18 protein-coding genes and 1 tRNA gene are annotated in these 19,968 nt (G+C 64.3%); 16 read left to right on the forward strand and 3 right to left on the reverse strand.

The genetic code is table 11. The features are described 5' to 3' along the window. Positions 1 to 21: 21 nt before the first annotated feature. Entirely contained in the window at positions 22 to 720 is a 699-nt protein-coding gene (locus tag JY96_RS17000; protein WP_081961663.1) for a TIGR02281 family clan AA aspartic protease, read from the forward strand. A 9-nt stretch (positions 721 to 729) separates the two neighbouring features. Here JY96_RS17000 and JY96_RS17005 read toward each other — a convergent pair whose 3' ends face one another. Further along, on the reverse strand, positions 730 to 1,593 hold the full coding sequence (locus JY96_RS17005) for an MBL fold metallo-hydrolase (protein ID WP_052162669.1): 864 nt from the start codon (positions 1,591 to 1,593) through the stop codon (positions 730 to 732). 117 nt (positions 1,594 to 1,710) lie between these two features. Here JY96_RS17005 and JY96_RS17010 point away from each other — a divergent pair, with 117 nt between their 5' ends. From JY96_RS17010 to JY96_RS17035, 6 genes are all read left to right on the forward strand, one after another. Next, on the forward strand, positions 1,711 to 2,448 hold the full coding sequence (locus JY96_RS17010) for a pseudouridine synthase (protein WP_052162670.1): 738 nt from the start codon (positions 1,711 to 1,713) through the stop codon (positions 2,446 to 2,448). Positions 2,449 to 2,480: 32 nt separating this feature from the next. Beyond that, entirely contained in the window at positions 2,481 to 3,467 is a 987-nt protein-coding gene (locus JY96_RS17015; RefSeq protein ID WP_035039307.1) for a bifunctional riboflavin kinase/FAD synthetase, read from the forward strand. Positions 3,468 to 3,628: 161 nt separating this feature from the next. Continuing rightward, positions 3,629 to 6,523, forward strand: coding sequence for an isoleucine--tRNA ligase (gene ileS / locus JY96_RS17020; RefSeq protein WP_035039309.1), 2,895 nt, complete (start codon positions 3,629 to 3,631; stop codon positions 6,521 to 6,523). Positions 6,524 to 6,531: 8 nt separating this feature from the next. Beyond that, positions 6,532 to 7,053, forward strand: coding sequence for a signal peptidase II (gene lspA / locus JY96_RS17025; RefSeq protein WP_035039311.1), 522 nt, complete (start codon positions 6,532 to 6,534; stop codon positions 7,051 to 7,053). 265 nt (positions 7,054 to 7,318) lie between these two features. Then, positions 7,319 to 8,197, forward strand: coding sequence for a DUF2189 domain-containing protein (locus tag JY96_RS17030; protein ID WP_235333963.1), 879 nt, complete (start codon positions 7,319 to 7,321; stop codon positions 8,195 to 8,197). 134 nt (positions 8,198 to 8,331) lie between these two features. After that, the gene (locus JY96_RS17035; RefSeq protein WP_035043434.1) at positions 8,332 to 9,291 is read left to right on the forward strand and encodes a DMT family transporter; all 960 of its coding nucleotides are present in this window, start codon (positions 8,332 to 8,334) and stop codon (positions 9,289 to 9,291) included. Here the strand turns inward: JY96_RS17035 and JY96_RS17040 are convergent. Next, positions 9,257 to 9,874 carry a rhomboid family intramembrane serine protease gene (locus JY96_RS17040; RefSeq protein WP_035039313.1) on the reverse strand — a complete coding sequence of 206 codons (618 nt, stop codon included), beginning with the start codon at positions 9,872 to 9,874 and terminating at the stop codon, positions 9,257 to 9,259. The two genes, JY96_RS17035 and JY96_RS17040, sit on opposite strands and share 35 nt — an antisense overlap. Before the next feature lie 204 nt (positions 9,875 to 10,078). Between JY96_RS17040 and JY96_RS17045 the strand changes: the two genes are divergently transcribed. From JY96_RS17045 to JY96_RS17075, 7 genes are all read left to right on the forward strand, one after another. Continuing rightward, a complete protein-coding gene (locus JY96_RS17045) occupies positions 10,079 to 11,323 on the forward strand; it encodes a GTP cyclohydrolase II (RefSeq protein ID WP_035039315.1) in 1,245 nt (414 codons plus the stop codon). Further along, complete coding sequence (locus JY96_RS17050) at positions 11,320 to 12,570, forward strand: DUF1688 family protein (RefSeq protein ID WP_035039317.1); 1,251 nt, start codon at positions 11,320 to 11,322, stop codon at positions 12,568 to 12,570. The genes JY96_RS17045 and JY96_RS17050 overlap by 4 nt, the downstream gene beginning before the upstream one ends. Before the next feature lie 15 nt (positions 12,571 to 12,585). Then, positions 12,586 to 13,227 (forward strand): uracil phosphoribosyltransferase, encoded by a 642-nt coding sequence (gene upp, locus JY96_RS17055; RefSeq protein ID WP_035039319.1) that lies wholly within the window; start codon positions 12,586 to 12,588, stop codon positions 13,225 to 13,227. 63 nt (positions 13,228 to 13,290) lie between these two features. Further along, complete coding sequence (locus tag JY96_RS17060; RefSeq protein WP_035039322.1) at positions 13,291 to 14,562, forward strand: amidohydrolase family protein; 1,272 nt, start codon at positions 13,291 to 13,293, stop codon at positions 14,560 to 14,562. Positions 14,563 to 14,608: 46 nt separating this feature from the next. Further along, positions 14,609 to 14,693 (forward strand) — tRNA-Leu (locus tag JY96_RS17065). 132 nt (positions 14,694 to 14,825) lie between these two features. Further along, complete coding sequence (gene cysM, locus JY96_RS17070; RefSeq protein ID WP_035039324.1) at positions 14,826 to 15,728, forward strand: cysteine synthase CysM; 903 nt, start codon at positions 14,826 to 14,828, stop codon at positions 15,726 to 15,728. 14 nt (positions 15,729 to 15,742) lie between these two features. Continuing rightward, a complete protein-coding gene (locus JY96_RS17075) occupies positions 15,743 to 15,982 on the forward strand; it encodes a sulfurtransferase TusA family protein (RefSeq protein ID WP_035039327.1) in 240 nt (79 codons plus the stop codon). Between the two features lie 20 nt (positions 15,983 to 16,002). Here the strand turns inward: JY96_RS17075 and ruvB are convergent, their stop codons facing one another. Then, positions 16,003 to 17,094 carry a Holliday junction branch migration DNA helicase RuvB gene (ruvB, locus tag JY96_RS17080; RefSeq protein WP_035039330.1) on the reverse strand — a complete coding sequence of 364 codons (1,092 nt, stop codon included), beginning with the start codon at positions 17,092 to 17,094 and terminating at the stop codon, positions 16,003 to 16,005. Between the two features lie 227 nt (positions 17,095 to 17,321). On the opposite strand from ruvB, the gene JY96_RS17085 reads away from it, so the two are divergent. Together JY96_RS17085 and JY96_RS17090 are read left to right on the forward strand one after the other, a co-directional pair. Beyond that, the gene (locus JY96_RS17085; protein ID WP_035039331.1) at positions 17,322 to 18,392 is read left to right on the forward strand and encodes a porin; all 1,071 of its coding nucleotides are present in this window, start codon (positions 17,322 to 17,324) and stop codon (positions 18,390 to 18,392) included. Between the two features lie 174 nt (positions 18,393 to 18,566). Next, complete coding sequence (locus JY96_RS17090) at positions 18,567 to 19,913, forward strand: porin (protein WP_035039333.1); 1,347 nt, start codon at positions 18,567 to 18,569, stop codon at positions 19,911 to 19,913. Positions 19,914 to 19,968: the final 55 nt, after the last annotated feature.

A 19,968-nucleotide genomic window follows, 5' to 3' on the forward strand; every position in this document is an offset into this window, starting at 1 on the left:
CAGGGAGATCAGGCCGTGCAGATGGAATCCAGGCAATTGAGCGGGCGCGCTGTGGCCCCATGGGGGGCGCGGCGCGTGGCGCTTGCGGTGGCCCTGGCGTTCGGCGGCGGTGTGATGCCGCTGACAGCGCTGGCGCAAAGCGTGGCCATGACCGGCGGCATGGGCAGCAAAGCCCTGCTGGTGGTCAATGGTGGGGCGCCCAAGGCCTTGGCGGCGGGTGACACCTACCAGGGCGTCAAGGTCCTGAGCGTGAGTGCAGACCAGGCGGCCGTCGAGGTCGCGGGCAAGCGCCAGACCGTGCACCTGGGTGAGGCACCCGTCAGCATTGGCGGATCAGGCGGTGGTGCCAATGGCACGCAGATCGTGCTGTCGGCCGTGTCAGGCGGGCACTTTGTGACCCAGGGCCAGGTCAATGGCAAGTCCACGAGCTTCATGGTGGACACGGGCGCCACCTCCGTGGCCATGGGGGCCGACGAGGCCCGCCGCATGGGCATCAAGTTCGAGGATGGCGCCAAGTTTTATGGCAGCACCGCCAATGGCACGGTGGTGGGTTACCGCGTGAGCCTGACTTCCGTGCGCATCCAGGATGTCGAGGTGTTCAATGTGGAGGCCGCCGTGCTGCCCATGCCCATGCCGCACATCCTGCTGGGCAACTCGTTCCTGACGCGTTTCCAGATGAAGCGCGACAACGACACGCTGACCTTGACCAAGCGCTATTGAGCCAGGGCGTCAGGCTGCGTACTGCGCGCGGCTGCCCTGGCGTTCGCGCGCCTGGCCACTGAGTTGCGCCAGCTCCACCGGGTCATGGGCGCAAAACAGCGTGACGTCCCGGCCGTGTTGCTGCTTGAGTTCGCGCAGGCGCAACTGGTTGGCCATGCGGCTGGCGCCGTCCATCTGCACCATGCTCTGGAACACACGCAGGCCGATGGGGCAGTGGCGCTCGTCCACGTCCATCTCGCCCCGGAAGAAGTAGGCATCGCCACAGTGCAGCAGCCAGCCATCGTCGCCACGCACGGCCACGCCGCAGTGGCCTTGGGTGTGGCCGGTGAGTGGCACCAGCAGCACTTCCTCATCGGTGTCGGGCAAGGCGCGGGCGGCTTCGAAGCCCATCCAGCGCTCACCCTCCACGTTGTGCGGTGACCATTTCGGGCCATGCGCCCATTGCGCCGGGATGTAGCGGCTCTTTTCCTTCAAGCTGGGCCGTGTCAGTGCAGCCTGCAACTCCTTGGCGTACACATGCACCTCGGCTTGTGGGAAGTCGCCCAACGCGCCGACATGGTCCAGATCGAGGTGGGTGGGCACGATGTGGCGCACATCGCGCGGGTCCAGCCCCAGCTCGCGGATCTGGTAGAGCGCGGTTTCCGACATCACCAGCTTGGGCCTGACCATCGCGTTGAAACCAAAGCCCAGGCGCGAAGGGTTGCTCACATCGGCGGTGCCCAAGCCGGTGTCCACCAGGATCAGGCCATGACGCCCTTCGATCAGCAGGCAGTGGCAGCACATATTGGCCGGGGCCAGCCAGCCGCCTTCGCCGCTCAACAGGCGTCGCCCCAGAGGGCACATCGACCCGCAATTCAGATGGTGAACTTTCATGCGTGAACCCTTCGTGCTGATGCTTGCCCGTCTGTGCTGACGCCAGCGTGGTCATGATGGCAGCACAATGTCGCTTTGGCCAGTAGCTGGCCGTGTCAGTCGGATTCGATTTTTACCATGCCTCCACGTTCCCGTTTGCCCGCCGGTCACGAGCACCTGGCCCAGATCCTGTTTGCCCAAGGCTTCGGCGCCCGCCGCGAGTGCGAGGGCCTGATCCTGCATGGCCTGGTGCAGGTCAAGGGCGAAGTGGTGGATGACCCGGACGCAGTCTTCCCGGAAGACCGGCTGGAGCTGGTGGTGGACGGCATGCCCTGGGTGACCCACGTCAAGGCCCTGATCGTGCTGAACAAGCCGGCGGGCTACGAATGCTCGCTCAAGCCCGGCGCCTGGCCGGGGGTGCACAACCTGTTGCCCGTGCCGCTGCGCCGCCGCGGCCTGCAGCCTGTCGGCCGGCTGGACCAGGACACCACGGGCCTGCTGCTGATGACCGACGACGGCCCGCTGCTGCACAAGCTCACCTCGCCCAAGCACCACGTGCCCAAGGTGTACGAGGTGACCTGCAAGTACCCCGTGACACCTGCCATGTGCGAGAAGCTGCTCAAAGGCGTGGTGCTGGACGATGACCCCATGCCGGTCAAGGCCGATGCGGCTGAAGCCGTGGGGGAGGGGGAAACCTGCCATCTGCGGCTGACACTGCTGCAAGGCAAGTACCACCAGGTCAAACGCATGGTGGCGGCCGTGAGCAACCGCGTCGAAGGCCTGCACCGCAGCCAGATTGGCCGCCTGATCTTGTCGGACGAGTTGGCGTCAGGCCAGTGGCGCTGGCTGGAAGACCCCAAGCTGGTGTTGCCTTGAGGCAGCCTGCTGGCCGGGCATAATTTGGGTCTATGCAAGTCTTTCGTGGTTTTCACCATGCGGCGCTCGCCCCGGCTTGCGCGCTGACCATTGGCAACTTTGACGGTGTGCACCGGGGGCATCAGGCCATGCTGGCCTTGTTGCGCAGCGAGGCCCAGCACCGAGGGGTGCCCAGCACCGTGCTGACCTTCGAGCCGCACCCGCGCGACTATTTCGCCCAGCTGGCCGGCAAGCCGGAGATCGCGCCTGCGCGCATCGCCACGCTGCGCGACAAGCTGTCCGAGCTGGAGCGCTGCGGGGTGGACCAGGTCGTGATCCTGCGCTTTGACCGCACATTTGCCAGCCAGAGCCCGGACGACTTCATCAACAATGTGCTGGTCAAGGGCCTGAACGCGCGTTACGTGCTGGTGGGCGATGACTTCCGCTTTGGCGCCAAACGCGCGGGTGACTACAACCTGCTGGACGCCGCCGGCAACGACCACGGCTTCGACGTGGCCCGCATGATGAGCTACGAGGTGCACGGCACCCGGGTGTCGTCCTCGGTGGTGCGTGATGCCATGGCGGCAGGCGACATGGCCCGTGTCGAGCAGATGCTGGGGCGCCCCTACACCGTCAGCGGCCACGTGATCCACGGTGCCAAGCTGGGCCGCAGCCTGGATTGCCGCACGCTCAACGTGCGCTTCGGCCATGAAAAACCGGCCACCACGGGCATCTTCGTGGTCCGCACCCATGGCCTGGCCGACCACCCGATCGAAGGCGTGGCCAGCCTGGGCGTGCGCCCCACGGTGGAAGACGCCGGGCGCGTCCTGCTGGAGGTCCATTGCTTTGAATGGCCCTCGCATCTGGGAACCGAGGGGGGCTACGGTAAAATCGTGCGCGTGGAACTCCTGCACAAACTCCGAGATGAAGCCCGTTATGACGGGCTGGACGCCTTGCAGGCCGCCATCCACAAGGACATCGCCGATGCGAAGTCCTTCTTCCAGGCTCAGCGCCGTCAGACCACGCGCGACCGAATTTGACGCTCACCGTCTGACCGAAACCGAGCCTGGCCGCTTTCCCCGCCGCTTTTTTCGCCTTTCAAGGCAGCGTGCGTGGTGCGCGGCTCACCTGATTCCCAGGAACCCGATGGCAACGGGGCCAGATGTGGCCGCCCTGTCGTGTTCCTTTGCCGAGAACGATCATGAGTCAAGACAAGAAGTCTGCAGCCCCTGCCAACACCGCTGGTGAGGGTCAGTACCGCGCCACGCTGAACATGCCCGACACCCCCTTCCCGATGCGGGGAGACCTGCCCAAGCGCGAGCCGGGCTGGGTGGCCGAGTGGGAAAAGAACGGCCTGTACGACAAGCTGCGCGCGGCCCGCCAGGGCGCGCCCAAGTTCGTGCTGCACGACGGCCCGCCCTACGCCAACGGCAACATCCACATCGGCCACGCCGTCAACAAGGTCCTCAAGGACATGATCGTCAAGGCGCGCCAGCTCAAGGGCATGGACGCCATCTACGTGCCCGGTTGGGACTGCCACGGCCTGCCCATCGAGAACCAGATTGAGAAGACATTCGGCCGCAACCTCAGCCGCGATGACGTGCAGGCCAAGGCCCGCGTGTATGCCGCCGAGCAGATCGATGGCCAGCGCACCGACTTCAAGCGCCTGGGCGTGCTGGCCGACTGGGCCCATCCCTACCGCACCATGGACTTCGGCAACGAAGCCAACGAAATCCGCGCCTTGAAGAAGATCGTGGAGCGTGGCTACGTCTACCGAGGCTTGAAGCCCGTGTACTGGTGCTTTGACTGCGGCTCCTCGCTGGCCGAGTTCGAGATCGAATACGCCGACAAGAAATCGCAAACGCTGGATGTGGCCTTCCTGAGTGCCGAGCCTGCCGCACTGGCAGCAGCCTTCGGCCTGAGCGCGCTCAGCAAAGACGCCTTCGCCGTGATCTGGACGACCACCGCCTGGACCATCCCCGCCAACCAGGCCCTGAACGTGCACGCCGAACTGAGCTACGCCCTGGTCGACACACCCAAGGGCTTGCTGGTGCTGGCGGAATCGCTGGTGGAAAAGGCCGTCGCCCGTTATGGCTTCGAGCCGGATCAGGTCAAGGTGCTGGCCACCACGCCCGGCGCCAAGCTCGAAGGCCTGAAGTTCAAGCACCCGCTGGCCCATGTGGACAAGGGGTATGACCGCGAAGCGCCCGTTTACCTGGCCGAGTACGTCAGCGCCGAGGACGGCACCGGCATCGTGCACGCCGCGCCTGCCTACGGCGTGGACGACTTCAACTCCTGCATCGCGCACGGCCTGAAGTTCGACGACATCCTCAACCCCGTGCAGGGCAATGGCGTCTACGAAGCCGATCTGCCCTTGTTCGGCGGCCAGCACATCTGGAAGGCTGCGCCCGTGGTGCTCGAGACCCTGCGCGAGCACGGCCGACTGCTGGCCACCAAGGACATCGTCCACAGCTACCCGCACTGCTGGCGCCACAAGACGCCGGTGATCTTCCGTGCGGCTGCGCAATGGTTCGTGCGCATGGACGAAGGCGAGGGCGTGTTCGCTTCCAACCCGGCCGACAAGACCCTGCGCCAGACTGCGCTGGATGCCATCGACCACACCACCTTCTACCCGGAGAACGGCCGCACCCGCCTGCGCGACATGATCGCCAACCGCCCTGACTGGTGCATCAGCCGTCAGCGCAACTGGGGCGTGCCACTGCCTTTCTTCCTGCACAAGGTCACGGGCGAGTTGCACCCCAACACCATGGCCTTCATGGACAAGGCTGCTGACCTGGTCGAAGCCGGCGGCGTGGAAGCCTGGTCCAAGCTGGACCCGGCCGAATGGCTGGGCGCGGAAGCAGCCGAGTACAGCAAGTCCACCGACATCCTGGACGTGTGGTTCGACTCCGGCACCTCCTTCTTCCACGTGCTCAACCCGGCGCAAGGCAGCCACCCGACGGCCGGCCACGATGAGCTGCACGAAGCCGACCTGTACCTGGAAGGCCACGACCAGCACCGCGGCTGGTTCCACAGCTCCTTGCTGGCTGCCTGCGCCATCTACGGCCGCGCACCTTACAAGGGTCTGCTGACCCACGGCTTCACCGTGGACGGTCAGGGCCGCAAGATGTCCAAGTCCGTGGGCAACACGGTGGCACCGCAAGAGATCAGCACCAAGATGGGCGCCGAGATCATCCGCCTGTGGGCCGCGTCGACCGACTACTCGGGCGACCTGGGCATCGACGACAAGATCCTCGCCCGCGTGGTGGACGGCTACCGCCGCATCCGCAACACCCTGCGTTTCCTGCTGGCCAACACCTCCGACTTCAACCCCGAAACGGATGCCGTGCCGCTGGGCGAGTTGCTGGAGATCGACCGCTACGCACTGGCCCGCGCCTCGCAGCTGCAGGAGGACATCCTCGCGCACTACGAGCGCTACGAGTTCCACCCGGTCGTGGCCAAGCTGCAGGTCTATTGCTCCGAAGACCTGGGCGCGTTCTACCTGGACGTGCTCAAGGACCGCCTGTACACCAGCGCCGCCAAGAGCCACGCCCGCCGCGCCGCGCAGACCGCGCTGTGGCACATCACGAACGGCATGCTGCGCTGGATGGCGCCGTTCCTGAGCTTCACGGCCGAAGAGGCCTGGAAGGTCTTCAACGGCGGCGAGTCGATCTTCACCGAAACCTACTGGGACTTCCACGAAGCGGACAAGGACGCCGAACTGCTGGCCAAGTGGTCGCGCATCCGCGCCTTCCGCGAGGAGTGCAACCGCCAGATCGAAGAAGTCCGCACCCGTGGTGAAGTGGGCGCCTCGCTGCAGGCCAATCTCTTCGTCACCATCAGCGCCGACGACCAGCGCCTGCTGGCCGATCTGCGCAGCCTGGGTGATGACCTCAAGTTCGTGCTGATCGTCTCCAGCGTCGAGCTGGCCGAAGGCCATGCCACCCAGATCGAGGTCAACCCGTCCAAGGCTGTGAAGTGCGAGCGTTGCTGGCACTACCGTGACGACGTTGGCGTCAACCCCGAGCACCCCACCATCTGCGGCCGTTGCGACAGCAACCTGCACGGTGAGGGTGAACACCGCGAACACGCCTGAGCACCCGCATGGCCACCAAAAAGTCCGCTTCGGGCGCCAACCAGGGTTTGCTGCCCTGGTTGGGCATCGCCTTCATCCTGATCCTGCTGGACCAGTTCACCAAGGTGCTGATCCTGGGCATGTTCCAGCTGGGGGACGGCCGCCACGTGCTGTCCTTCTTCAACATCGTGCGCGTGCACAACACCGGTGCAGCGTTCTCCTTCCTGGCCCATGCGGGCGGCTGGCAACGCTGGTTCTTCGTGGGCCTGGCCTTCGCCGCCACCGGTTTCATCCTCTACATGCTGCGCCAGCACAGCGGCCAGAAGCTGTTTGCCTGGGCGATGTCACTGATCCTGGGCGGCGCCATCGGCAACGTGATCGACCGCCTGGTGCACGGCTACGTGGTCGACTTCCTGGACTTCCACTGGAACTTCCTGTCGCCCATGTTCCCGGGCGGCCACTTCCCGGCCTTCAATGTGGCTGACTGCGGCATCACCATCGGCGCCGGCTTGCTGATCCTGGACGAATTGCGCCGAGTACGTCGCGGTTGAATACATTTGGGGACAAAAAGCAGGCTGACTGACACCGGTTGACCTGTTTTCCCCGTGTTTTCACCAGTGACGCAGCGCCATTCCAGGCGTACTTTTCTCCTATCGAAGGTGCTTCGGAGGAGAACGCATGGGTACGGCTGGTCGTCTGACACATCATGTCCTGGTTTCTCGTCGCCGTACGCACCGTCGTCGCCCGACCCTTCGCAGGGCCCACCTCTGGCCAGGGCAGCCTTCGCAACAGGATGCGCCCTCATCCCAGCTTGAGTTGTCATCGCGCTTCCTGACGCCGATTGCCGAAGCGCCGCTGGCCCCCGGCATGAAGCTGGCCAGCGCACCAGGCCAGGTGGACGTCGCCCCCATCATCGATGCCGACCCGGCTGAGGCCGCGCGCCGCAACAGCGTGCTGGACATGCCCTTGGCGCAGTTGAGCTGGCACGACCCTTTCGAGTGGCTCTCCCTGGGCTGGCATGACTTCACCCGCGCACCTTTGATCGGCCTGTTCTACGGGGCCTGCTTCGTGCTCATGGGCTGGCTGATGGTGGCCTGCTTCCATCAGGCGCCGCAGTACACGCTGGCGCTGTCTGCAGGTTTCCTTTTGCTCGGCCCTTTCCTGTGCCTGGGCCTGTACGAGGTCAGCCGCCGCCTGGGCCGCGGTGAACCCGTCAGCATGTGGTCCTCGCTCACGGCCTGGCGCATCAGCAGCGGGCAGTTGGCCATCTTTGCCTGTGTGCTGCTGGTGCTGGAAATGCTCTGGGGGCGCTCGGCCATGATCGTCTTTGCGATCAGCTTCGATGGTGTGCCGGATTTCAGCGGCCCGCTGTCTTCGATGCTGACCGAGGAGTACCTGACCTTCTTCGCCGGCTACATGGCGGTCGGTGCGCTGTTTGCCGGCTTGATCTTCGCCTTCAGCGTCATCTCCATGCCCATGATGCTGGACAAGTCCACCGATGCCATCTCGGCCGCGCTGGCCAGCATGCGCCTGGTCACGACGCAGACGGGCGTGATGCTGCTGTGGGGCGCCCTGATCACCCTGGCCATCGTCATGGCCATGTTGCCGGGCTTTCTGGGCCTGCTGGTGGTCGGGCCCGTGGTGGGGCATGCGTCCTGGCATGCGTATCGCAAGGCCACCATGGCGCGTGACTGAGCGCCTGATGGCGTGCCCACTGGCGCACCCATTGCCGCATCGTTTGCGGCATCGTTTGCCCGCTTGATCCGCGCGCGCTCTTTCTTGTCAGGCTGTTCTAATGGCAGGTGATCGACCACCTGCCTGAGCCTGCCTTGACGCGCCCCGCCTATCTCCAGCCCCGCATCCTGTTCCTGCTGGTATTGCCGCCCATGATGTGGGCGGGCAATGCCGTCGTGGGCCGCCTGATGGTCGGCACCTTGCCACCCGTGGCCATGAACGCCTTGCGCTGGTTGATGGTCGCCTTGATGCTGATGCCCCTGTCGACTCGGGTCTGGCGGGACATGGCCGCCATCCGCCAGCGTTGGGTGTACCTCGCCGCCATTGGCGTGCTGGGCGTGGGCACCTACAACGCGATGCAGTACCTGGCGCTGCAGACCTCGACCCCGCTGAACGTCACCTTGATCGGCTCCAGCGTGCCCGTCTGGATGATGCTGGTGGGCTGGCTGGCTTACGGCCAGCGCTTGCATGCACGTCAACTGCTGGGCGCACTGTTGTCCGCCTTGGGTGTGGTGCTGGTGATCGCGCAAGGCCAGTGGGAGGTGCTGCGGCATGTGCGCCTCGTGCCGGGCGATCTGTTGATGCTGCTGGCCAGCCTGGCCTGGGCGTTCTACAGCTGGATGCTGGCTTGCCCACCTGCCAACATGCTGGGGCACCAGCGGCCGGACTGGGACTGGGCGGCCTTCTTGCAGATTCAGGTGCTGTTTGGCCTGATATGGGCCGGGGCTTGCACCGCCGTGGAAGCCATCATGGCCGGGCCTGGGCAGGCGCCCATGTGGCCCTCAAGCTGGCAGGCCTGGGGCGCGATGGTCTTCATCGCCATTGGCCCGTCCATCCTGGCCTATCGCTGCTGGGGTCTGGGCGTGCAGGCCGTGGGGCCCACCATGGCCGCCTTCTTTGGCAACCTCACGTCCATCTTCGCGGCGGTGTGGTCTGCCCTGTTGCTGGGGCAGCATCCCCGCTGGTATCACCCCGTTGCGCTGGTGCTGATCACCGTGGGGATCGCTGTTTCATCGCGCGTCAGAAGCGGCGACCAGGCCCGCGACGCGACTTGAACGGGGGCTGGCCACGCCAGAAGCGGATCATCAGCCAGCCGCCCAGCATGCCACCCAGGTGCGCAAAGTGCGCGATGCCCGAGGTGGTGTCCTTCCAGCTCAGCAGCAGCTCCAGCAAACCGAAGCCCAGCACGTAGTACTTGACCTTCATGGGGATGGGGGGGAACAGCGGCATGATGATCCGGTTGGGGAACATCATGGCGTAAGCCAGCAGCAGGCCGTAGATGCCGCCCGAGGCGCCCACCATGGGGTGGCCCCAGCCCCCCAGGAAGGACATCAGCAACTGTGTGGCGCCAGCCGCCACCACGCTGGCCAGCAGGAACTCCAGGTAGCGCCGGTTGCCCCAGACGCGCTCCAGCTCACCACCGAACATCCACAGCGCCAGCATGTTGAAGAACAGGTGCTCGATCGAGCCATGCAGGAAGGCATAGCTCACCAGCTGCCAGGGCAGGAAGTTGCCGCTTTGCAGTGGCCACAGTTCCAGGTAGAACCGCAATGCACCGCCAGTCAAGGCATCGTCCAGGCAGAACATGGCGACGTTGATCAGAATCAGTGCCTGGGTAAGGGGGGGAAGCGGCGGCATGCTTTCTGAGAATGGGCAGTGGATGTAGGCGCACATCATAAGGGCCGGCGAGAAGCCCCCAAGGCCCGCGGGTCCTCGGTACAGACCCTTTGATTCAGCCCATCTCCGGTGATCCGTCACAGCGGGCTGGCATGCAACTCGCTAAGGTGTTGACAAGCCCTGGCGCCAGATCGGCGGGCACTTTGGAGACGGAGGTCTTTGACCATGTCAGCCCATATCGTTTTGACCTCACACCCTGCTCGCAAAAAGAGCGACGAGGCCCATCAGGGCATCGAATGGGGCGCAGCCACCGCGGCGCAGCGGGGCCCCCTGGTTGCCAGCGTGGCCAACCCGGGTGTGCGCAACGTCATCGGCACGCACGCGGGTGCCTACTCCGTCTATCGTGCCCTGGCGGTGGCCTCCGGTGCGCTGCAGCGCGACCACAAGCCCGACCTCACCAACACGATGCCTGCCGAAGTCATCGGCCCGCACCCGCAATGGGCAGACCCCGGCAAGATCGTCTCGCTGGACCCCTGGGGGCATCTCGTGGCCAGCGAGTTCAAGGCCCAACTGGACGCCGGCCTCGACGTGCGCCCCACCATCGCCATCACCAAGGCCCACATCAACATGCCCGAGCTGTTGGCGGCCATGGCCAGCGGCCGGCTTCAACCCGATGGCGACATCCTGCAGGCCAATGGCGACGTCAAGGTGACCAAGGCGGCCATCGACCCCGTCTGGTACCTGCCGGGCCTGGCCGAGCGTTTCGGCATCAAGGAAAGCGCATTGCGCCGCCACCTGTTCGAGCAGACCGCCGGCATGTTCCCCGAACTGGTGACGCGGCCCGATCTCAAGGTGTTCCTGCCACCCATTGGCGGCATGACGCTGTACTTCTTCGGCGATGTCAGCCTGCTGGGCAAGCCTGAGACCAAGGTGGCCTGCCGCGTGCACGATGAATGCAATGGCTCGGACGTGTTCGGCTCCGACATCTGCACCTGCCGCCCTTATCTGGCCCATGGCATCGAGGTGTGCATCGAGATGGCCCAGCAAGGCGGTGTGGGCCTGTGCATCTACAACCGCAAGGAAGGGCGCGCGCTGGGCGAGGTCACCAAGTTCCTCGTCTACAACGCGCGCAAGCGCCAGAACGGTGGCGACCGTGCCGAGACCTATTTCGAGCGCACCGAATGCGTGGCCGGTGTGCAGGACATGCGCTTCCAGCAACTCATGCCCGATGTCTTTCACTGGCTGGGCATCAAGCGCATTGACCGCTGGGCTTCCATGAGCAACATGAAACACGGTGCGCTGGTGGAGCAGGGCATCGAGGTGGTCGAGCGCGTGCCAATCCCCGATGCCTTGATCCCTGCAGACGCCCGCGTTGAAATGGACGCCAAGAAGGCCGCAGGCTATTTCTCGACCTACACACCCGATGCGAGCGAGCTGGCCCAGCCCAAGGGCAGGGGGTTGATGGAATGAGCGCCCTGCATGCCCCTGCACCCAGCCTGGCAGACAAGCTGCTGAGCACCTGCGCCGTTCGCCAGCACAGCGCGGCGATCATGGCCCTGGCGCAGTCAGGCCAAGCCCGCCACTTCACCTGGCACCCTGAGCGCATGGCCGTGGTGTCGGCTTATGTGGCCAATGTGATCCGCCAGCGCTACCCGAGCCTCAAGGTGCCGTACCACAGCCGTTGGCGGCATTTCGAGGCCGGTGGCGTGGACCGGTGGTCGGCCGTGTCCCATGAGCAGGGGTTGGATGGTTTGCACACACGCCTGGAGCGCGCCCGCGCCCGGGTGGACCTGGCCATCACCAGCGTGCTGCTGGACGCCGGCGCGGGCCCATCGTGGCAATACAGGGATCAGGCAAGCAGCCAGGCTCTCAGCCGCTCAGAAGGCCTGGGTGTGGCCAGCCTCCGGTGGTGGTCTGGGGGCGGGCTCTCCAGCGATCCGCATCAACCCTGCCGCGCAGACGCCAAAGGGCTGGAGCGCGTGCAGACGGCCGATCTGGCCCTGGCCTTTCAGGTGTCGGACAAGAACCCGCTGGTGGGCCTGGAAGGGCGTGCCAACCTGCTGCGGCAACTGGCCCTGGCGCTCAAGGCCCATCCCGATGTCTACGGCCGCCCGGACGAGCCCGGCCTGCTCAGGCCCGGGCACCTGATCGACACGCTGTTTCGGCAGTCCCCCACCGGCCAGGTTCGTGCTGCCCATGTGCTGTCGCTCTTGTTGCACACGCTTGGCCACATCTGGCCGGGCAGGCATGAACTGGGGGGCGTGCCGCTGGGCGATTGCTGGCCGCACCCCGATGCGCCCGATGGCTGGTTGCCCTTCCACAAGCTCAGCCAATGGATGACCTACTCCCTGCTGGAGCCGCTGGAGGACGCCGGCCTGACCGTGATCGGGCTCGATGAACTCACGGGCTTGCCGGAGTACCGCAACGGTGGCCTGTTGCTGGACCTGGGCTTGCTGCAGGCCCGCGATCGTGCCTTCCACACCACACGTTGGGCCGTGGATGCCGAGCCCATCGTCGAATGGCGTGCATTGACGGTGGCCATCCTGGATCATCTGGCCGAGGCCGTGCGGGGCGAGTTGGGCATGACGCCCGAGCAGTTCCCTCTGGCCCGTGTCCTGGAGGGGGGCAGCTGGGCAGCGGGGCGCCAGATCGCCCTGGCCAAGCGCCCCGGCGGCCCGCCCCCCGTGCAACTCGACAGCGACGGCACCGTGTTTTGACAACAGGAAAGCAAGATGACCGCAGATTTCCCCAACCTCACCGTGGTCCATCATCCCCTGGTGCAGCACAAGCTCACCTGGCTGCGCAGCACGGACACCAACACCGACAGCTTTCGTAACCTCTTGCGCGAGGTCAGCCAGATGCTGGTGTACGAAGCCACGCGGGATCTGCCCACCGAGCTGCAGACCATCACCACGCCCATCACCACCATGGACTCGCCGGTGATCAGCGGCAAGAAGCTCTGCCTGGTCTCCATCCTGCGTGCGGGCAACGGCATGCTCGACGGCATCCTGGCTGTTTTGCCGCTCGCACGCGTGGGCCACATCGGCCTGTACCGCGACCCTGAAACACTGGAGCCCGTCGAGTACTACTTCAAGGTCCCGGCCGACATCGCCGAGCGGCAGGTCATCGTGGTCGACCCCATGCTGGCCACTGGCAACTCGGCCGTGGCCGCCATCGACCGCATCAAGGAGGCCGGCTGCGCCAGCATCAAGCTCATCAGCCTGCTGGCCGCACCGGAAGGCGTGGCCAACATGCTCCAGCACCACCCCGACGTGCCCATCGTGACGGCGGCGCTCGACAGCCACCTCAACGAACACGGCTACATCGTGCCCGGCCTGGGTGATGCTGGCGACCGCATCTTCGGCACCGTCTGATCGGGTCTGATCCCTGCTAGTCTGCGGGCAGTCGCGCATGCGCGTTGCTGCCAGGAGCCTGCCTTGTTTGATCTCATCGTTCGACATTGCACCTTGCCCGATGGTCGCGTCCATCAGGACATCGGTATCAACAAGGGGCGCATCACCGCGCTGCACCCGGCCATCGCGGGCCATGCCGCGCAAGAGATCGACGCCGCCGGGCACCTCGTCAGCCCGCCCTTTGTGGACGCCCACTTCCACATGGACTCGACGCTGAGCTACGGCCAGCCTCGTGTCAACCAATCCGGCACCCTGCTGGAAGGCATCGCCTTGTGGGGGGAGCTCAAACCCCACCTGACCCAGGACGCGATCATCGAGCGCGCGCTGCGCTATTGCGACTGGGCAGTGGCCAAAGGCCTGCTGGCGATTCGCTCGCATGTGGATGTGTGCGACCCACGCTTGCTCGCGGTCGAAGCCTTGTTGCATGTCAAGCAACAGGTCAAGCCCTACCTGGACCTGCAACTGGTCGCCTTCCCGCAAGACGGCGTGCTGCGCAGCCCGGGCGCCCTGGCTCAACTCCAGCGCGCACTCGACATGGGCGTGGACGTGGTCGGTGGCATCCCGCATTTCGAGCGCACCATGGCCGATGGCGCCGAGTCGGTGCGCATCCTGTGCGAACTGGCCGCCGAGCGGGGGCTGCGCGTCGACATGCATTGCGACGAGTCTGATGACCCGCTGTCCCGCCACATCGAGACCCTGGCCAGCCAGGCCCATCGCCTGGGCCTGCATGGGCGCGTCGCCGGCTCGCACCTGACCTCCATGCACAGCATGGACAACTACTACGTCAGCAAGCTGCTGCCCCTGATCAAGGAGGCGGGTGTGGCCGCCATCGCCAACCCGCTGATCAACATCACCCTGCAGGGCCGTCACGACACCTATCCCAAACGACGTGGCATGACCCGCGTGCCCGAGATGCTGGCCGCCGGCATCGACGTGGCCTTCGGGCACGACTGCGTCATGGACCCCTGGTACAGCCTGGGCAGTGGCGACATGCTGGAAGTGGCCCACATGGGCTTGCACGTGGCCCAGATGACGGGCCAGGCGGCCATGCGCCAGTGCTTCGAGGCGGTCACCAGCACGCCTGCACGCATCCTCGGGCTGGAAGGCTACGGCCTGGAGGTCGGTTGCCATGCCGACTTCGTGCTCCTGCAAGCACGCGACCCGGTCGAGGCCATCCGCCTGCGTGCCACCCGCCTGGCCGTGGTTCGGCGCGGTCAGGTCATCGCACGCACGCCCCCAACAGTGGCCACGCTGAGCCTGCCGCAGCGGCCATCCACCATTGCCTGGAGTTTGTGACAGGACCACAAAAGCATGTGCTATGCTTTTGGTCTTCACACTGGACGCCCTGGTGGTGAAATTGGTAGACGCGCCGGATTCAAAATCCGGTTCCGCAAGGAGTGCCGGTTCGAGTCCGGCCCGGGGCACCACCCAACACCTTCCCTGGTGTTGCGCCTTCCGGCCTGGGCCCTCCGCCTCCAGGCCCCCAGCCTGAAACAGCGCAGCGCGCGCAATGCACACAGGCCGCATTTGGTCTTTGTCTGCCTGCGACAATACCGGCCATGAACTACCCCACGCTCGAAGACGCCATCGGCAAGACCCCGCTCGTTCGACTCCAGCGCGTCCCCGGGGCAGGCAACGATGCCCGCGGCAACGTCATCCTGGCCAAGCTCGAAGGCAACAACCCCGCCGGCTCCGTCAAGGATCGGCCCGCCATCAACATGATCCGCAGGGCCGAAGCGCGCGGCGAGATCAAGCCTGGTGACACGCTCATCGAGGCCACGTCCGGCAACACCGGCATCGCCCTGGCCATGGCCGCAGCCATTCGGGGCTACCGCATGGTCCTCATCATGCCGGAGGACCTCAGCATCGAGCGGGCACAAACCATGAAGGCCTTCGGTGCGGAACTCATCCTCACGCCCAAGAGCGGCGGCATGGAATACGCGCGCGACCTGGCTGACCAGATGGTGCGCGACGGCAAGGGCGTGGTGCTCGACCAGTTCGCCAACCCTGACAACCCGGCCGTGCACTACGACACCACCGGCCCCGAAATCTGGGCGGACACGCAAGGCCGCATCACGCATTTCGTGAGTGCCATGGGCACCACCGGCACGATCACCGGCGTCTCACGCTTTCTGAAAGAACAGAACCGGGAGGTGCGCATCGTCGGCGCCCAGCCTCAGGAGGGCTCGCGCATCCCCGGCATCCGCAAGTGGCCCGAGGCCTACCTGCCCAAGATCTACGAACCCAGCCGGGTCGACGAATTCATCTATGTCAAACAGACCGATGCCGAGGAGATGGCGCGTCGCCTCGCCCGTGAAGAAGGTCTGTTCTGTGGCATCTCCGCCGCGGGGGCCTGCTGGGCCGCGCTGCAACTGGCGCAGAATCTCAGCAACGCCACGATCGTCTTCATCGTTTGCGATCGAGGTGATCGTTATCTGTCGACAGGCGTCTTCCCAGCCTGAGATCGGACCTTGCCATGGACATCCACAAAGAACTCGACGCCCGCGGCCTGACTTGCCCCTTGCCCATCCTCAAGGCCAAGAAGGCCTTGTCGGACATGCACAGTGGCGAGGTGCTCAAGGTGCTGGCCACCGACCCCGGCTCCGTGCGCGACTTCCAGGCCTTTGCCCGCCAGACCGGCAATGACCTGGTCGACCAGCAGGCCCAGCAAGTGGCCGGCCGCGACGAATACATCCACCTGCTCCGCCGTCGTTGAGTCCTTGTCGCTGAGGCCTCTCAGTCCAGCAGATCTCCGCCTTGCGGTGCCTGCAAGCCCAGGTGCTTGAACGCGGACGCCGTGGCAATGCGCCCACGCGGTGTGCGCTGCAGAAAGCCTTGCTGGATCAGGTAAGGCTCGATCACATCCTCGATGGTCTCGCGTTCTTCGCCAATGGCGGCCGCCAGGTTGTCCAGCCCGACCGGGCCGCCATCAAAGCGATGCAGGATGGCCTCCAGCAGCTTGCGGTCCATCACATCGAAGCCCAGCGGGTCCACATCCAGCATGGCCAGGGCCTTGTCGGCCATCACGCGCGTGATGCGGCCATCGCCCTTGACCTCGGCATAGTCCCGCACCCGCCGCAGCAGCCGGTTGGCAATGCGCGGTGTGCCGCGTGAGCGCCGGGCCACCTCCATGGCGCCCTCTGGATCAATGGGGGCGCCCAGCAAGCCGGCAGAGCGCGTCACGATGCGCTGTAACTCCTCGGCCGAATAGAACTCCAGCCGCGCCACGATGCCGAACCGGTCGCGCAAAGGGTTGGTCAGCATGCCGGCGCGTGTGGTGGCACCCACCAGCGTGAAGGGCTGCAGATCCAGCTTGATCGAGCGCGCGGCGGGCCCCTCGCCGATCATGATGTCGATCTGATAGTCCTCCAGCGCCGGATAGAGGATTTCTTCCACGACGGGGCTGAGGCGGTGGATTTCATCGATGAACAGCACGTCGTGCCGTTCCAGATTGGTCAGGATGGCGGCCAGGTCCTTGGGCTTTTCCAGCACAGGCCCGGAGGTTTGGCGCAAGTTGACGCCAAGTTCCGTGGCGATGATGTGACTTAGCGTCGTTTTGCCCAGGCCGGGTGGCCCGAAAAGCAGCACGTGATCCAGCGCCTCACCACGTTTGCGCGCCGCACCGATGAAGATCTCGAGCTGTTCGCGCGCCTTGGCCTGCCCGACGTACTCATCCAGGTCCTTGGGGCGCAAGGCCCGCTCGATGGCGTCCTCATTGGGCGAGCTCACGGAGGGCTCGACCATGCGTGCAGGCGCTTCGAACGGCGAGGCTGCGGGGCTGCTTTTGCTTCGGCGAGGAGGGCTGAAGTCGTCGGTCTGGATGCTCATGCGGCGATTATCCCGCCCTGGGCGTTGTTGCGTGATGGCAACGTTAATCCTTTTGGATTGGGGTTTATGACAACCCTGTCACCACGAAAACTGAAAAAGTCTGCTGCAATGCCATCTAGTTTCAGCGGGAGCCAAACGACTTCCGGGTCGTCAGGCAGCACGAGTTGTTTACATCCGTGCCAACACAACAAGCCGCTGAAGCCTCTGGTTCAACTTTGGAGAAGTCAATGAAAAAGACTCTGCTGGCTCTGGCTGCCATCGCCGCATCTTCTGCCTCTTTCGCTCAATCTTCCGTGACCCTGTACGGCGTGGTCGACGCCTCGCTGGAAAGCGTCAAGGCTGACAAGACCGTGACCCGCGTGTCGTCTGACAACCTGTCCTCCTCGCGTTTCGGCCTGAAGGGCTCTGAAGACCTGGGTAGCGGCATGAAGGCCAACTTCAACCTGGAAGCCAGCCTCAAGGCTGACACCGGTGCATCCGCTACCGGCCGCTTCTGGGATCGCGCTGCTTGGGTTGGTCTGGCTGGTGGCTTTGGTGACCTGCGTCTGGGCCGCATCGATTCGCCTATCGGTGACATCGCTGGCAACGTCCTGAGCGCTCAGCCTTACGACGATCTGAAGATCGTGGGCACCCGCGCTGGTAACTCGTACCGTCGCGTTGACAATGCCATCACCTACTTCCTGCCCACGCTGGTGCCCGGCCTGACTGCCTCGCTGCAGTACACCACGGCCAACGGTACATCCACGGCCGGTGGCGCTGAAGCCGCTGGCAGCAATGTCGGCAAGGCCTACGGCCTGGGTGTGAAGTACGTTGCAGGCCCCCTGTCGGCGGGCCTGGGCTACGAGAACATCAAGGACGACAACGGCGTCTCCACCGACGGCAACCAGAAGGCCAATGCCACGCTGGTGTACGCTGCTTATGACTTCGGCGCTGCCAAGGTCACCGGTTATTACGACTCTGAAACGCATCCGTACGGTGTGGTTGGCGCTACGGCTGCCGACACCCGTCGCCTGACCGTGTTGGGTGCCAAGGTTGCCGTGCCGGTCGCTCCTCAGTTCACGCTGGTGGCTGGCCTGTCGACCGCTCGTAACGTGCAGGGTGACCAAGCCGGTGATGACAACGTGCAAATCGTGACCGTCAAGGGCATCTACGACCTGTCGAAGCGCACTTCCGTGTACGCCATGTTCACCAACGTGAACAACGACACCGCTACGAACAAGAGCGTGGACTCTGCTCTGACCACCAGCGCTGACAAGACCACCCACGGTATCGCCGTTGGTCTCCGTCACACCTTCTGATCTCGATCAGATCTTGTGATTCCAAAAGGGGCTTCGGCCCCTTTTTCGTTTCTGGATTGCCAAATTGGTTGTCGTCAATAGGCGACACATAGCAGAAACCTTGCAGACCTTTGAATCGGTTTCAGCAACAATTCCCTGCACCCCCGATTCAAGGGGTAATCAAGGAGATTCAAGATGCAAAAAACCGTCCTGACCAAAGCCGTCGCGGTTGCTCTGGCCACTTTCGGCGTTGGTGCCGCTTTCGCTCAATCTAGCCTGACCATCTACGGTAACCTCGACGTGGCTGTGGATAGCGTCCACAAGGGTCAGGGTGACATCAACGGTACGTTGTTCCAGACCCTGCCTATTTTGGTGGGGGGCACCAACGGGGCAGCGTTGGCAGCAGGCTACAACGCTGCTTATGCTGACAAGTCCACGGTCACGCGCCTGACCTCCAGCATCTCCTCCGTGAACGCGCTTGGCTTCAAAGGGACGGAAGACATCGGTGGTGGCTACAAGGGCGGTTTTGTGCTCGAAGGTCAGTTCCAGGTGGATACTGGTGCACAAAGTGGTCAGGACAGCCGCATGTGGGGTCGTCAAGCTTTTGTCAGCTTGACCACGCCGTATGGTGAAGTTCGTCTGGGTCGTCAGTACGCCCCGATGTTCTATTCCTTTGCCACTGCGACGGTTGAGGCGCTGGGCGGGGCCGACATCATGGGCTCCGGTCTGATCGTCAACAACCTGCAGGTTCGTCAAGACAATCAGATCAGCTACTGGCTGAAGGCGGGTGACCTGACAGGCGCATTGTCCTATTCGCCGAACGCTGGTGTCGATCAGAAGGTCAGCTCGAACCGGACTGGCTCGCCATTTGGTACCACCAACGGCCAGATTGTGGGCGGGGCAACGGCTGGCACCGAAGCTGCGAACACGCAAAATCGTGGGCAGTCTGCCGGGTTGTACCTGAACTACATGGTGGACCCTGCCTTGATGGTCAACGGTTCGGTTCATGCCAACCGCTTTGGTAACGCCCAACTCGTAGTTGGTGGTACCGGGACAGTCATTGCCAATCTGCGCAACTTTTTGGGCTATTCGCTGGGCACCAAGTACACGATGCCTGGTGCTGGTACCCAGCTGGCTGCGATTCTGCACCGCGGGGAGTTCAAGAACGATCCAGGTGATGCTGTCGGCCCCAAGATCAACACGATTGCATTGGGTGTGAAGCACCCGATTGGTCAGTATGCGGTGGGCGCAGAGTACGCCTATTCGAAGTTCGCCAACTTCACCAAGGGTAAGGACACCTCCTTGATGCTGATTGGGGATTACAACTTCTCCAAGCGCACCAAGGTGTACCTGCGCGCAGGTTACGCCAAGGATGATCGAGGTCAATTGGCATCGACTGGCGCTGGTTTGACTGTCGCTGGTGGTCCGCTGCCTTTGCTGACGGGCTTCGGTTCGCTTGAGACGCCGTTCTTCTCGGCTGGTGGCGCCAACATCGACGCCACAACCCGCGTGGTGGCCATCGGTATCCGCCACCAATTCTGATCGATTGGTACGCAAACAACAAAAAACCGCCTTCGGGCGGTTTTTTTTGTTTGGC

The organism is Aquabacterium sp. NJ1, from assembly GCF_000768065.1.
GTDB lineage: Bacteria > Pseudomonadota > Gammaproteobacteria > Burkholderiales > Burkholderiaceae_C > Aquabacterium.